The organism is Niastella populi (assembly GCF_002078015.1).
In the GTDB taxonomy this organism is placed as follows: domain Bacteria; phylum Bacteroidota; class Bacteroidia; order Chitinophagales; family Chitinophagaceae; genus Niastella; species Niastella populi.
In genome coordinates this window covers 14,489-28,032 of the sequence record NZ_LWBP01000207.1, presented here as the reverse complement: position 1 = coordinate 28,032, position 13,544 = coordinate 14,489, and the positions used below count along the sequence as shown (strand labels likewise).

Annotated in this window: 8 protein-coding genes; 2 read left to right on the top strand and 6 right to left on the bottom strand. The window is 47.3% G+C overall.

Features of this window, described 5'->3' with window-relative positions; genetic code table 11:
* Positions 1–18: 18 nt before the first annotated feature.
* From A4R26_RS25065 to A4R26_RS25050, 4 genes are all read right to left on the bottom strand, one after another.
* Complete coding sequence (locus A4R26_RS25065; RefSeq protein WP_081169278.1) at positions 19–2,544, bottom strand: DNA gyrase/topoisomerase IV subunit A; 2,526 nt, start codon at positions 2,542–2,544, stop codon at positions 19–21.
* Positions 2,545–2,628: 84 nt separating this feature from the next.
* Entirely contained in the window at positions 2,629–2,988 is a 360-nt protein-coding gene (locus A4R26_RS25060) for a DUF4260 domain-containing protein (protein ID WP_081169277.1), read from the bottom strand.
* A 7-nt stretch (positions 2,989–2,995) separates the two neighbouring features.
* Positions 2,996–3,841 carry a DUF1835 domain-containing protein gene (locus A4R26_RS25055; protein ID WP_081169276.1) on the bottom strand — a complete coding sequence of 282 codons (846 nt, stop codon included), beginning with the start codon at positions 3,839–3,841 and terminating at the stop codon, positions 2,996–2,998.
* Positions 3,842–4,027: 186 nt separating this feature from the next.
* The gene (locus tag A4R26_RS25050) at positions 4,028–5,929 is read right to left on the bottom strand and encodes a DNA topoisomerase IV subunit B (RefSeq protein ID WP_081169275.1); all 1,902 of its coding nucleotides are present in this window, start codon (positions 5,927–5,929) and stop codon (positions 4,028–4,030) included.
* Between the two features lie 782 nt (positions 5,930–6,711).
* Here A4R26_RS25050 and A4R26_RS25045 point away from each other — a divergent pair.
* Entirely contained in the window at positions 6,712–8,160 is a 1,449-nt protein-coding gene (locus tag A4R26_RS25045; RefSeq protein WP_081169274.1) for an ATP-binding cassette domain-containing protein, read from the top strand.
* An 80-nt stretch (positions 8,161–8,240) separates the two neighbouring features.
* Here A4R26_RS25045 and A4R26_RS25040 read toward each other — a convergent pair whose 3' ends face one another.
* The gene (locus tag A4R26_RS25040; RefSeq protein ID WP_107685900.1) at positions 8,241–10,376 is read right to left on the bottom strand and encodes a M43 family zinc metalloprotease; all 2,136 of its coding nucleotides are present in this window, start codon (positions 10,374–10,376) and stop codon (positions 8,241–8,243) included.
* A gap of 386 nt (positions 10,377–10,762) precedes the next feature.
* Between A4R26_RS25040 and A4R26_RS25035 the strand changes: the two genes are divergently transcribed.
* The gene (locus tag A4R26_RS25035; RefSeq protein ID WP_081169272.1) at positions 10,763–11,080 is read left to right on the top strand and encodes a peptidase associated/transthyretin-like domain-containing protein; all 318 of its coding nucleotides are present in this window, start codon (positions 10,763–10,765) and stop codon (positions 11,078–11,080) included.
* Between the two features lie 77 nt (positions 11,081–11,157).
* On the opposite strand, the gene A4R26_RS25030 is transcribed toward A4R26_RS25035, so the two are convergent.
* Positions 11,158–13,434, bottom strand: coding sequence for a family 20 glycosylhydrolase (locus tag A4R26_RS25030; protein ID WP_081169271.1), 2,277 nt, complete (start codon positions 13,432–13,434; stop codon positions 11,158–11,160).
* Positions 13,435–13,544 lie beyond the last annotated feature (110 nt).

Here is a 13,544-nt window from a genome sequence, read left to right as displayed (position 1 = left end):
TGGCACACTTTGTTTATGTTAGAACAACTCCGGTTGCTCGGGGTCTTCTTTCTGTTCTTTCATTACCCATTCAAACTCGGTGCTCTTACTGAAATCGGTCAGCTTGGTACCAACCGTTTTCCAGCCCATTACCTCTATCATATCGGCGATCTTGATCTTCTGGGTGCGTACCTGTGCGCCCCGGCCCGTTTTTATCTGTACAATAGGCTCAGGATGGGTGGTCACCGCTTTCAGGTAGTTACCATCGCCTTCTTTTATCAGCATGAACTTGTTACGCAGTGTAGAGGTCTCTATCTTGAACCGTTTTACGTTGAACTGCTGTTTATCATTATCGAGATAGATTGCCGTAACCGTCTTTTCAGGATCGAACTTCTCTATTTTTAACACTTTCGCGATATCGAATTTCTGCGTCAGTTCCTGATCGGTGATCTCGTAATTACCGTCGCTGTAAACAACCAGGATCTTGTCATCGGGCTGGAAACTGCCGAGGTACTCCCCTTTCGATTCCGAATTGAGCCGGCCAAACTGATCATCGAACCACAGCTTCTTACCACCGAGGGTTGATTTACCGGCTTCTTTGAACTTAACCGACTTCACCCTGAACTTGGTAACCTGGTTACCGAGGCTCTGGCGGCTCTTGATCTCCAGCTCTTCAAAATAAAAATCAAACTCTTTCTTACGGGCCGTACTGTTGGGGTCTAAGATTACTTTCACTACTTCCGCTTCCCCGTTGGGGTTGGCGCTGAAGTAATGCACTTTGCTTTTCTCGGCTCCCTTATTGGTAAGATCGTATTCCTTATCGCGCGTAATACCGGTTACGTTGAACCGTTTGGCATAGGTAACGCCCGATTTGGAATCTACATAGATCATATTGTATGTGGTGCGCTCGTCGTTCTTCTGGAATACCGCTACGTGTATGATGTCTTTGCCAATAAATGCTTTGTCACTCACTTTTACGATCTTCATTTTACCGCTGCGGGTAAATGCGATGATATCATCGAGTGAAGAACAATCGGCAACAAACTCATCTTTTTTCAAACCGCTACCGATAAAACCATCGGCGCGGTTCACATAGATCTTTGTATTGGCAATGGCCACCTGTTTTGCCTGGATGGCTTCAAACAGTTTGATCTCTGTTTTACGTTCCCGGCCCTTGCCATATTTCTGCAACAGGTTTTCGTAATAGGCTACTGCAAAATCAACCAGGTTGTTCAGATCGTGTTTTACCTGTTTAATTTCTTTATCAAGCCCCTTTATCTGTGCGTCCAGTTCCTCGATATCCAGTTTGTAAATACGGCGTACCGGTTTTTCGGTAAGTTTTACAATATCTTCCCGGGTAATATCTCGGCGCAGTTGTTTGCGGAATGGTTTGAACGCCTCTGTAATACCTTCGAGCACTTTTTCCCAGGTGGCGTACCGTTTTTCCAGCTCTTTATAGATCTTTTCTTCGAAGAAGATCTTTTCCAGCGAGGTATAATGCCATTTCTCCTGCAGCTCGGCCAGCTTTATTTCCAGCTCACGTTTCAGCAACTCTTTTGTATTCTCTGCTGAAATGCGCAACAGTTCATGAATACTTATAAAGGTTGGCTTTTTATCAACGATAACGCAGGCATTTGGTGAAATGCTCACTTCGCAATCGGTGAAGGCATACAAGGCATCGATGGTAATATCGGGCGAAATACCGGGAGCCAGATCGATCAGTACCTCTACATCGGCAGCCGTGTTATCGGTCACCTTTTTGATCTTGATCTTACCCTGGTCGTTGGCCTTTACGATGGAATCCATCAGCCCGGTTGTAGTAACGCCGTATGGTACGTCGCGGATGGCCAGTGTTTTTTTATCTACTTCTTCAATATGCGCACGTACCCGTACTTTACCGCCGCGTTTACCTTCATTGTAGTTGGTAACGTCGATCATACCGGCGGTCTGAAAATCGGGATACAACTCGAATTTCTTTCCGCGCAGGTATTTTATGGCGGCTTCTATTATTTCACAGAAGTTGTGTGGTAATATTTTGGTGGCCAAACCAACCGCAATACCCTCGGCGCCATGTGCCAGCAGTAAAGGGAATTTCATGGGCAGCGTTACCGGTTCGTTCTTACGGCCGTCGTAGCTTACGGCCCATTCGGTGGTTTTGGCGTTAAACGCAACATCGAGTGCAAAGCGGCTCAATCGTGCTTCAATATAACGGGGAGCGGCCGCATCATCACCGGTACGCACATCGCCCCAGTTACCCTGCGTTTCAATCAGCAGGTCTTTTTGTCCCATGTTAACCAGTGCATCGCCGATACTGGCATCGCCATGCGGGTGGTATTGCATACTCTGCCCTATGATGTTGGCCACTTTGTTGAAACGGCCATCATCCATTTCTTTCATAGCGTAGAGGATACGGCGTTGTACGGGTTTCAACCCGTCTTCAACCGCCGGCACGGCTCTTTCAAGGATCACATACGACGCATAATCAAGGAACCAGGTTTTATACTGCCCCGTTACACCCGAATCGTTGTGTTGCTGTAAAAAACTATTGTCTTTGCTCTTTGCCATTATCAGTTTATAGTTTCTGGTTTTTGGTTTCTGGTTGCGCAGTCTTTTTATACCAACCGGTTAACACATTAATTTATCTACTCCTCAACTTCTCTCCTTACCTATCATTCCCAAATGCGTGTTCTGAAAACTATCGGGGTACTTCAATCCATATCCCAACATCCTGTCCATGCTTGAATGACCAAATAAAATGATACCCGCTAACTGCAGTCCTTCATTCGCCAGGTAAAGGCCGCCTGCATACACAATGATAGCTACGCCTTTATGATGAAAAAAGTTATACATCAGCGCACCAATGCGGGTATTAACTGCATAACCCAACATGCTCAAATCAGGCGCAAGTATCAGCCCCAGATACCACCACCAGGCAAATGAAAGCTGGCTAAACAGCACTATGCTTAACGCGAACATCGCCGTTTCTTCAAGGGCAATTATCTTTTTCATAGAAATGTTATTGCTGCGCTTCCTCGGTTACTGCAGCTGCCTGTGCGCTCTTACCTTTCACCTCAAAATCTTTCATCCCCTTCAGTTCGCCCTGCACATCGTAATTTCCGCCGGCCAGTATTTGTTTCAACCGCCATAAAATAAAGGCGTCGCCGGTTGTATTTTTGCTTTTGTTCAGGAAATTATGAATGATCTTGCTGGCCTTCTGCCAGTCGTTGGTGATGAACTTCTTCAGGTCCTCGTCGTAAAAGTCGTAATCCTTCTGGCCCAGTTTCTTTCCACCTTCCAGCAGGCGAACGCCTTTTTCTTCATTCTGCAGGCGCGTCCACTCATCGGGGTCCACTTCAAATTCGCTCAATGTAATGGGCCGCGCCAGCTTTTTGGCCTTAAGGAATTCTTTTGGCGGAATATGACTTAACCATTCGGGATAAAAGATCAATCCTTTTTCATTGATGAACGGCAGGTTGTTCAGGTACAGAATATACAGCCTTCCCTGAAAATCTTTCAACTGGCTCATCAACCAGTAATAACCGCTTACATCATGTTTGTTCTGGGCAGCCCAGATGTACACCAGTTCGTCGGGTGTGCGGGCCAGTTGTACTATCAGGTCTACAACGGTTTTCATATCATCTACCTCGCCGGCATCCACCTTTCCTTCATAATCGCCGCCGGCCAGCACCTCGCGCCACCATTGTTTGCGCGCTTCCATGCCCTCTTCTGTATATATATCTTTTATCGGTCCAACCGCGTAATCATCTTTTATCTGAATTACCTCACCCTGTAATGTTTCATCGAGCTCGATGGCTTTTTTCAGGACTTCTACGTCTGGTTCGTTAAATACAATATGAATCATTGTGATCCTTTTAATCTTTCTACAATATGAAATGGCATTGGCACTTCCAATTGTCTGTTCTATGTTGCACGTTACAAGCTGCAGGGCTTCAAGGTGTGCCACACTTTCCTGTCAACGCTGAAAGCAAGGGTGGCACACCTTCGCTTTTTGCCCGGTAACAGGAACCTGGTTACCGGGAACAATTCACTATTTCTTTTCTTCTGTTTCATCCACCAGATCCAGCTCCACCCGCAGGTTATCGATAATGAACTCCTGGCGCTCCTGGGTGTTCTTACCCATATAGTATTCCAGCAGTTGCTGTACGTGCTCACCCTGTTCTATGATCACCGGCTGTTTACGCATTTCCGGACCAATAAACCGGGCAAACTCTTCGGGCGAAATTTCACCCAGTCCTTTAAAGCGGGTGATCTCAGGTTTGCCGCCCAGTTTTTTGATGGCCTGTTGCTTTTCCGCTTCATCGTAGCAATAGAATGTTTGCTTTTTATCGCGAACGCGGAACAGCGGCGTTTCCAGAATAAATACGTGACCGTTCTTTACCAGGTCGGGGAAGAACTGCAGGAAGAAGGTCATCATCAACAGGCGAATGTGCATACCATCCACATCGGCATCGGTAGCTATTACGATGTTGTTGTAACGCAGCCCTTCATACCCTTCTTCAATATTCAATGCGTGTTGCAACAAGTTGAACTCTTCGTTCTCGTACACCACTTTTTTGGTGAGCGAAAAACAGTTCAACGGTTTACCGCGCAGGCTGAATACGGCCTGTGTTTCCACGTTACGCGATTTGGTAATGGAACCGCTCGCCGAGTCACCCTCGGTAATAAAGATGGTGCTCTCCTTGGCCTTTTCCATAATGGTTTCCTTATCGCGGCCTGTTGGCTCATCGTTAAGGTGGTAACGGCAATCGCGCAACTTGCGGTTGTGCAGGTTGGCTTTTTTAGCGCGCTCGTTCGCCAGTTTTTTAATACCGGCCAGTTCCTTCCGCTCCCGCTCGCTTTGCTCGATGCGTTTTTTCATTGCATCGGCCACTGTGGGGTTTCGGTGCAGGTAGTTGTCGAGCTCCCTGCTCATAAAATCACCTACGAAGTTGCGCATAGAGGGGCCGCCTTCATACACAACCTGTGAGCCCAGTTTCGTTTTTGTTTGCGATTCAAACACCGGCTCCTGTACACGTACCGAAACAGCGGCGCAAATGCTGGCGCGGATATCGGCCGCGTCATAATCTTTTTTATAGAAGTCACGCAGGGTTTTCACCACCGCCTCGCGGAAGGCCGCAAGGTGGGTACCGCCCTGGGTGGTATACTGACCGTTTACGAATGAATAATACTCTTCGCCATACTGGTTCTCGTGGGTAAGCGCTACTTCAATGTCTTCGCCTTTGAGGTGAATGATGGGATAGCGCAGCTCGTCTTCATTGGTTTTGCGTTGTAACAGATCGAGCAGGCCGTTCTTACTAACGAACTTTTTGCCGTTGAAGTTAATGGCCAAACCGGCATTGAGGTAACAGTAGTTCCAGATCTGGCTTTCGAGGTACTCGTGAATGTAATGGAAGTTCTTGAATACCGTATCATCGGGGATGAAAGTAACCAGTGTACCGTTACTTTCCGTCGTTTTATTTTCTTTGTGCTCTTTGGTAAGCACGCCGCGTTCAAACTCGGCTGTTTTTTCCCTGCCCTCCCGAAAGGCGGTCACTTTGAAATAAGTGCTAAGGGCATTCACCGCCTTGGTACCTACCCCGTTCAAACCTACGCTTTTCTGGAATGCCTTGCTGTCGTATTTGGCGCCGGTATTGATCTTGCTCACCACCTCAACCACTTTACCTAACGGAATACCGCGTCCATAATCGCGTACAGTAACCGATTTTTCGCTGATGTCAATATCTACCTGTTTACCATAACCCATGGTATACTCGTCGATACAGTTATCGATCACTTCCTTGATCAAAACGTAAATGCCGTCATCGGGGCTGGAACCATCGCCCAATTTACCGATATACATACCCGGGCGCAGGCGAATGTGTTCACGCCAGTCGAGCGATCGAATCGAGTCTTCGGTATAATCAAACAGGTTGTCTTTTTCTTTTGCCATGTTTTATACGGATTCTTCTAAGTTCTGAGTTTTGAGTATGGTTGAGCTTGTATAACTCAAATGCGTTTTTTCTTTTATATCACCAGCTAATGTACAATTCCGGGCCTGGTTCCGAACATCACCGGGAACGCTCCCTTATACGTTTGTTCGCTATTCAGCACATTATTACCCTCGGGGATTAAGCAGCCACCCGGTTATATATTATTCATTTTCAATTTATTAGCCTTCCAGGCACTCCTATTTCGGAATAGCCGCACCCTGTGTGCAAAACGTACACCAAAAACGCCTGAACGGGCAAATATAGCCAAATGACGGTTACGGTTTTTTTAGAGAGTTATTAACTAATGTGGAAAATTCAAAAAAATTGCCGGTCCGCCGCGTTAACAGGCTGAAAAGAATGGGTTACTGACCTTTGCGCCGGCGTGACTAAAATTGCTGAGAACCAAACACCTATGTACCGGCCTGCCGCAATCCGAAACCTGTTACCGGGGTAAGTTGGCGGGAACCCCTACTTTTTTTCATTGGAGAATTTGAGATATTCCGGAGATATCCCCGAGATATTCCGGAGATGTTTCCGAAATATCACGGCCTTAATCAGGGCCGGGATATCCCCGAAATATATCCTTAATAACTGTATATCAATTCAATATTAGCTGTAAGCATATAAAGGGGTTGATCTATGCTTTCAAAACCCGGATTCGGTATTAAAACCGGCATCAAACCATCAGTTTCAATGGTTTAATACTTAAGTTGCAGCCCGATTCATCAGATAACCAGATTTTATGAGTGCAGCACTGGTCGAACTGACCGATGTTTCGGTTTCGTTCAACAATATCGATATATTAAAGAATATTCATCTTACCATTCAACCCGGTGAGCAATGGGCTATCGTAGGTAAATCGGGCAGTGGTAAAACCACCCTTGCCCATGCCCTTGCCGGCCGGGTATTTCACCAGGGAACGGTTGCCTGGCACCTGCCCCATCACAGCCATGCCAACCGTATTCTTCTTATAGAACAACAGCATCATTTCAAAAACCGGTCGAACACCAGCGATTTTTATTACCAGCAACGGTACAATGCTTCCGATTCGGAGGATACGGTCACCGTTCAGGAGGTTTTGCAGCCGCTGATAAACGCGGCACCCGGCAAAAACTGGGTTGAACAACTGCACCTGACCCATGTGCTGCAGGAACCGCTCATCCAGCTGTCGAACGGGGAGAATAAACGCCTGCAACTGGCCAAAGCCCTGTTCCTCGATCCGGCTGTGCTTATTATGGACAACCCGTTTACCGGGCTCGATGTGGAAGGCCGGCAAACGCTGCACCGCCTTATTGACTCAATAGTTGCCAGCGGCATTACCATTGTACTGATAACGCCGCCCCAGGAATTGCCCGGTTGTATGACCCATGTGGCCGTGTTGGAGGACGGGCGGCTGGTAAAAACGGGTAAAAAACAGGAATGGCCAATTCAAAGCGCCGGGGCAGCCCCTGCCCTGCCAACGGGAACAATCAATAAATTAAAGGCAGCGGCAGAAAGCAACCACTTCACCAATGCGGTAAAAATGGTGAATGTGACCATTCAGTATGGCGGGAAAGTAATTCTGAACAATATTCACTGGGAGGTGAAGAAAGGCGAGTGCTGGAGCATATCCGGACCAAACGGGGCAGGTAAAAGCACCTTGCTGAGCCTGGTAACGGCCGATAATCCGCAGGCATATGCCAATGAGCTGTATTTATTCGATAAACGCCGGGGCAGCGGGGAAAGCATCTGGGATATCAAACGCCGCATTGGCTTTGTTTCGCCCGAACTGCATTTGTACTTTGACCGGGGTACTTCCTGTTTTGATGTAATTGCTTCGGGTTTGTTCGATACCATCGGGCTGTTTAAAATAATTTCTACCGCTCAACAGGAACAGGTAAAGGCCTGGATAGAACTATTGCAGTTGCAACAGGTGCAGCACCGGCCGCTATTTCAACTTTCGCTGGGTCAGCAGCGGATGGTGTTGCTGGCAAGGGCGCTCGTCAAAAACCCGCCGCTGCTTATTTTGGATGAACCCTGCCAGGGGCTCGATGAAGAACAGATCGCTTATTTTAAACAACTGATCGATCAGCTTTGTGAAACGTTCAATACCACGTTGCTGTATGTAAGTCATTATAGCAAGGATTTACCTTCCTGTATTTCACATGCGGCAGTGTTGAATAATGGCGATCTGAAAGTTAATAAACTATAGTTACCAGTTACCGGTTGCCAGTTACCGGGCCCCGGAAACCGGGAACTGGTAACCGGCAGCTGAAAGTTTATAGACCGGAATTATCTCTTAATTACTTTCTGTGTTATAACCCTGTCACCCAGCACAACCTGTACAATATAAACGCCGCTGGCATAACGCGACATATCGAAACTGTAAATATGACTGCCGGGTGCATTCACTTTAAGTGAGCTTACCCGCTGGCCGGTGCCTGTAAAAATATTGATGCCTTTTACCAGCGCTGCATTTGGATAGAACTGTATGTTTATTCTGCCCCTGGTAGGGTTAGGCGAAATAACGAAGCCTTTTGCCTTAACCACCGGATCGATAGTTAAGCTGTAAACATTTATATCGTCGAGGTAAATATTATTCTCCTGTTTGCTGGTATTGGCGAAGGCCAGTAATATTTCTCCGGCCCCTATATAAGACGTCAGGTTCACCGAATCTTTACGCCATTCACTGGCCGCAGGTGTAAAGGCTGTGGAAGTTGCTTCGCTCCGGGTTATAAGCTCACTCCCCCATTTTTTATAAATGCTGGTAAAGGTGGCGCCGCAATCCTTGCTCGCCAGTACCTGCAGCGTATCCCATTCGTTACCGCTTGTTTTAGGATCGGTTCTGACGGCCGCCGCCACCTGGAAGGTAATGTATGCCGAATCGACATTGGCAATATTCATCACCGGCAGGCGAAGAAGATCGCGCTGACCGCTGAACTGGTAATCAAAATTGCGCATCACCACCGCTGCATTACCTGTTTTACCAACGCCGGTCACCCGTTCCCAGGTAATGCGGTTATCGGCATTTACCACATCCCAGCCTGCGGGTGGAAAGGCGGCATTTTCAAAACTTTGGGTCAATGGCGGTGATAGCGGCAGGTAATACTGGAAGGTTTGCGTTATAACGTCGTTGGAAGTATTTTCATCGGTACTGCCATTGGGTTGTGATACCACTACATTCAGGATATGCGTGCCTTCAGCGGGAACGGTCATTGAATTCAACGTTACACTGGTTTCCTGTAATGAAGCCAGCGAGCCCGTCCAGGTGGTGGTAGTTACAGTGCCATTATCGATAGTGGCCTGAATGGTGACGGTGGTAAGTGTTTGGGCTCCCCGGTTGCGTAAAGTGATCACCGGCGAAAACGTAGCGCTGCACAAACGCTGTAACGGCGTAGTGATGCTTTTGGCCGCCGCATCGAGGTTGAACGCAATTACCGGGTCGGCGCCGTTGGAGGTCAACAGCGAAGCGCGATAGGTATTCATTGCGGCTTCCATGCGGTCTTTCTGATCCAACGTATACATTACCATACATGCGTCGTCGGTATAATCCATGAAATTTTCGTACATGATGCCGTTACCGCTCGTGGTACAGGCATCAAGCCTAACGGGGTCACCGGGGCAACCCGATGTATAATTGGCCTGGTTGGGGGTATCATCTATTTCATCATTGCCGGAACAACCCACGTCATCGCCCCAGGTATGGAACAGGTAAAAGAAGTGCCCGGTTTCATGTACCAGCGTACGGCCTTTATTATAAGGCGCCACACCGCCCGGCAATGAGGTGTACCTTATTACAATACCGTCTTCAGCCGGTACGCTGCTGCCGGGGAAAGTTGAATAACCGAGGTAACCTTGCGACAGATCGGTGATCCACACGTTGAAGAACCGGCTGTTATCCCATGCATCGGCACCGCCGGTAGCGGCATATTTAACCCTGCTGTCGTTTAACCCAAAACTGGCGTGTGAAGTGGTTATGCGTTCGATACCATTGCTGGGTTCATTACCCGGCGTGCGCTGCGCCAGCCTGAACTGAATATTTGTTTTGGCAAATCTTGGTTTGAAGAAAGCCCTTATTTTGGTTGAATCAGGATTTACCCCGCCGAAATCGAGGTTGAGCTGATCTACCTGCGCCTGGATCTGGGCATCGGTAACCAGGCCGGGATTTTGTAATACAACATGGAATACTACGGGAATGTATGCGGTAGTGCCTTCTATGCGAAGCTGCTGAGCCATTACTTTTCTGGCTGCGATCGCCCTGGTAATGTTACGGTTCTGTGTTTCGAATCTGGTTTTAAGGGTCAGGTTCTTTTTAAAAGTGTTTGCGAGCAGCTCCATCGATCCGCACCTTGTTTGCGCACGGGCAATTGACAGGGCACCTAAACACACTAAGCAGGCAACCAGGCTTTGTACATTTTTTCTCATCATATTGGTTCGTTCGTACGATTACTTACGTAATATCCATAAAAAATGTTGGTTTTCGAATTTAAAAATAGATGTATGGCCCGGTTTTGCCGGTAAATGGCCTTTATGTTACTATTACCGTGCATAAATACCGTTAGTGCCCTGTTCGATGACTGTTTTCCCTGCTATGTTGAATTAATTCTACATGGTTTTGAAAAAAATTTATGCCACCGCCAGTACTAAAAATGTTAAAATAATTTCTTATAAATACAGCCCTGTTCTGGCATAGTCCTTGTCTTTCCCTATGCATCCCGGTCGACTATTAATTACTACCCTTACGAGAGAATAAGTTCTTGTTGATTATTGAATTGTAAGTAACTTTTTTTATTTAACCTATAATTTGTTGAGTTATGAAGAATGCCAAGATGAGCATGGCAGCGCTGGCTTTTGCTGCCGCCGGATTATTCGCTTTTAATGCTGTTAGAGTAGGATCTGTAAAAGGAACAGTGAATCCGGCTGATGCTGCCGTCAGAGCATGGGCTTTGTCGTCAACCGACACATTGAAAGCAGAGATCAATAAAGGAACATTTGAAATTACCGATGCCAAACCAGGCACATACCGTGTAATTATTGAAGCCAAGCCGCCATATAAAAATGCAGCGAAAGATGGTGTTACTGTTGCAGACGGCCAGGCTACCGATATCGGTGAAATTAAACTGGAGCAATAGCGCTTCGTTTGTTTCAGGATATAAGAAGGGCGTATCAAAATATGGTACGCCCTTCTTATTTGTGTAACCCAAAAGACTCAATGTTTAAAGAAGCTATCAGGAATGCTCATGGGCGAACCGCCGCTTTTGCTGTATTTAAGCTGTAACGTAAAGCCGCCGCCGCCTTCAATAAAGTTGAGCCGGAAAGGATGTAACCCTTTCTTCAGTGCTATTTGTCCCGATTTCTCCAACGGCGCATGCTGGCCATCGTTATCAACCACTTCCTTATCGCCAATGGTCAACACACCGCCATCATCAACCAGCAGGTAAAAACTGTATATACCTGTTTCAGGAATATCGATATAACCGCTGTATTGCAAACCGAACGAAGGGGCGCCAACACCTGCCGGCACAGCTGCATTTGCTGCAACGAACTGGCTGTCGGGCTGCAGGGGCTTCATTCCTTTTGTGTTCAGCAAATATTTCTTATACAATTTTGCCTGTAACCCGTTTGTTGTTTTGCCAACAGTAACCGGTTCAAGATATTTTTCCTTTTTATAATTGAGCGTATAGATATCACCCCGTAAACCGTTTGCCGTAAATGCGGCCAGTTTGATTGTAACCGGCTGTTTAATTGTAAGCGGTTTGCCCAGGACCGGCGAGGTTACAGTGGGCAGGGTTCCATTGGTTGTATACCGCAGCACCAGGTTGGGCATCGGCTTTTTGATATCGAGTACGGCCTGGTCGGTAAATACGTTGTTTTCGGCAAAGCCACCCAGGTCGGGCAGGCGGTAATGAATGCGCATTGCCTCCAGCCGGTTATAATGGGCCGGCAGCCGTTGCTGAAACGCCGCAAAATCAAGTTCTTTGCTCCATACCCGTTCAGCCAGTGACAGCATCCGCGGGAAATATAAATAATCGGCCCGGTTCTCCGATGGCACGCGCTCCGTCCATAAGTTGGCCTGTGCGCCAATGATAAACTTTGCATCTTTGGCAGACAGTTTTTCCGGCACTACATTAAAATGATAAATGTTCGACAGGGAATGCGCATCGGGCAGGTTATCGAAATACAACGGATTGCCGGGGCTCATAATTACATTATTGCCATTACGGGCAGCTGTAACCGGTGCATCTGGCACCCAGCTACGCCAGTACATCACATTCGCGGTGGCACTGATGCCGCCTTCGAGGATCTCATCCCACCCGATCAGCTTTCTGCCTTTTGAATGAAAGAATTGCTCCATTCTTTTTACAAAATAACTTTGCAGCTCCGCCGAATTTTTCAACCCTTCTTTTTGCATTAACTCCTTACATAACTCACTTTTCTCCCATGACCTTCGGTCAACCTCATCGGCGCCGAGGTGAATATATTCCGAAGGAAAGATCTCCATGATCTCGGTAAATACGTTCTGTGCAAATTCAAAAGTGCTTTCCTTACAGGGGCATATGGGGGTTGAAAACAATTCACCCCATTTGCTGCCGCCTTCGCAACTGAGATCGGGAAAAGCATGAATGGCAGCCATCATATGGCCGGGCATATCCACTTCAGGTATGATATCGATATAGCGGGCTGCGGCAAACTTTACCAGGTCTTTCATTTGTTGCTGCGTATAAAAACCGCCATACAGGGTTTTGCCGTTGCGTTGTATGATGTGTTTGGGCTCGATGGCCATATCGGGATTGTCTTTCTGCTGGCGAATGCAGAAAGAATCGTTCTTATCGAATGTGCGCCAGGCGCCCTGTTCGGTAAGCTGCGGGTACTTTTTGATCTCAATACGCCAGCCCTGGTCATCGGTAAGGTGCAGATGCAGTTTGTTCAGCTTGTACAGGGCCATGGCATCTATCAGCTTTTCGAGATACGAAATAGCAAAAAAATGACGTGATACATCGAGGTGAATACCCCGCCAGGCATAGGTGGGCTCATCGATAATGGTAAGCGCCGGAAGCTTCATGCTTTGGAAAGTGGCCGGATTCTTTTCAATGGAAAGCGGCATCAGCTGCCTGATGGTTTGCACCGCGCGGAACATACCGGCCGGTGTGCCTGCTTTCAAAAGCACTTTTTGCTCAGTAATATTAACCTGATAGCCCTCGGGTGAAGTGATAGCAGCATCTTTCTGCAGTTCGATCACTTTGGCTGACGGGCGCGGTAATGATTTACCCGACGGGATCAACCGCGACAATTCCGCCAGCGACAGATCAAACCCGTCTTTTGTGTCATACACGATACCTGTACCGGGTGTTATAATAAACTCCCCTTTTGCAGGTGTTACCGAGGCAGGGTAAGGGATCAGGGCGGGAGCAGCTGTTTGTGACCGTACATGTACAAACAGCAGCAATACCATACCAGTTAATACCAGGCGTGAAATGTATCTCATTCTGTTCTTTTATTTTATCTGCTTAATTTTAGATTTTTAGCCACCATACCGTGCGTAAAAATAGCTGATTGTAATGAGACGGGCGGCGCTTCAACGTTCTTCCCGCTAAT

Coding starts and splice junctions, on each gene's coding strand:
- A4R26_RS25030 (WP_081169271.1), bottom strand. CDS start 13,434: ATGAGATACATTTCACGCCTGGTATTAACTGGTATGGTATTGCTGCTG.
- A4R26_RS25065 (WP_081169278.1), bottom strand. CDS start 2,544: ATGGCAAAGAGCAAAGACAATAGTTTTTTACAGCAACACAACGATTCG.
- A4R26_RS25050 (WP_081169275.1), bottom strand. CDS start 5,929: ATGGCAAAAGAAAAAGACAACCTGTTTGATTATACCGAAGACTCGATT.
- A4R26_RS25060 (WP_081169277.1), bottom strand. CDS start 2,988: ATGAAAAAGATAATTGCCCTTGAAGAAACGGCGATGTTCGCGTTAAGC.
- A4R26_RS25055 (WP_081169276.1), bottom strand. CDS start 3,841: ATGATTCATATTGTATTTAACGAACCAGACGTAGAAGTCCTGAAAAAA.
- A4R26_RS25040 (WP_107685900.1), bottom strand. CDS start 10,376: ATGATGAGAAAAAATGTACAAAGCCTGGTTGCCTGCTTAGTGTGTTTA.
- A4R26_RS25035 (WP_081169272.1), top strand. CDS start 10,763: ATGAAGAATGCCAAGATGAGCATGGCAGCGCTGGCTTTTGCTGCCGCC.
- A4R26_RS25045 (WP_081169274.1), top strand. CDS start 6,712: ATGAGTGCAGCACTGGTCGAACTGACCGATGTTTCGGTTTCGTTCAAC.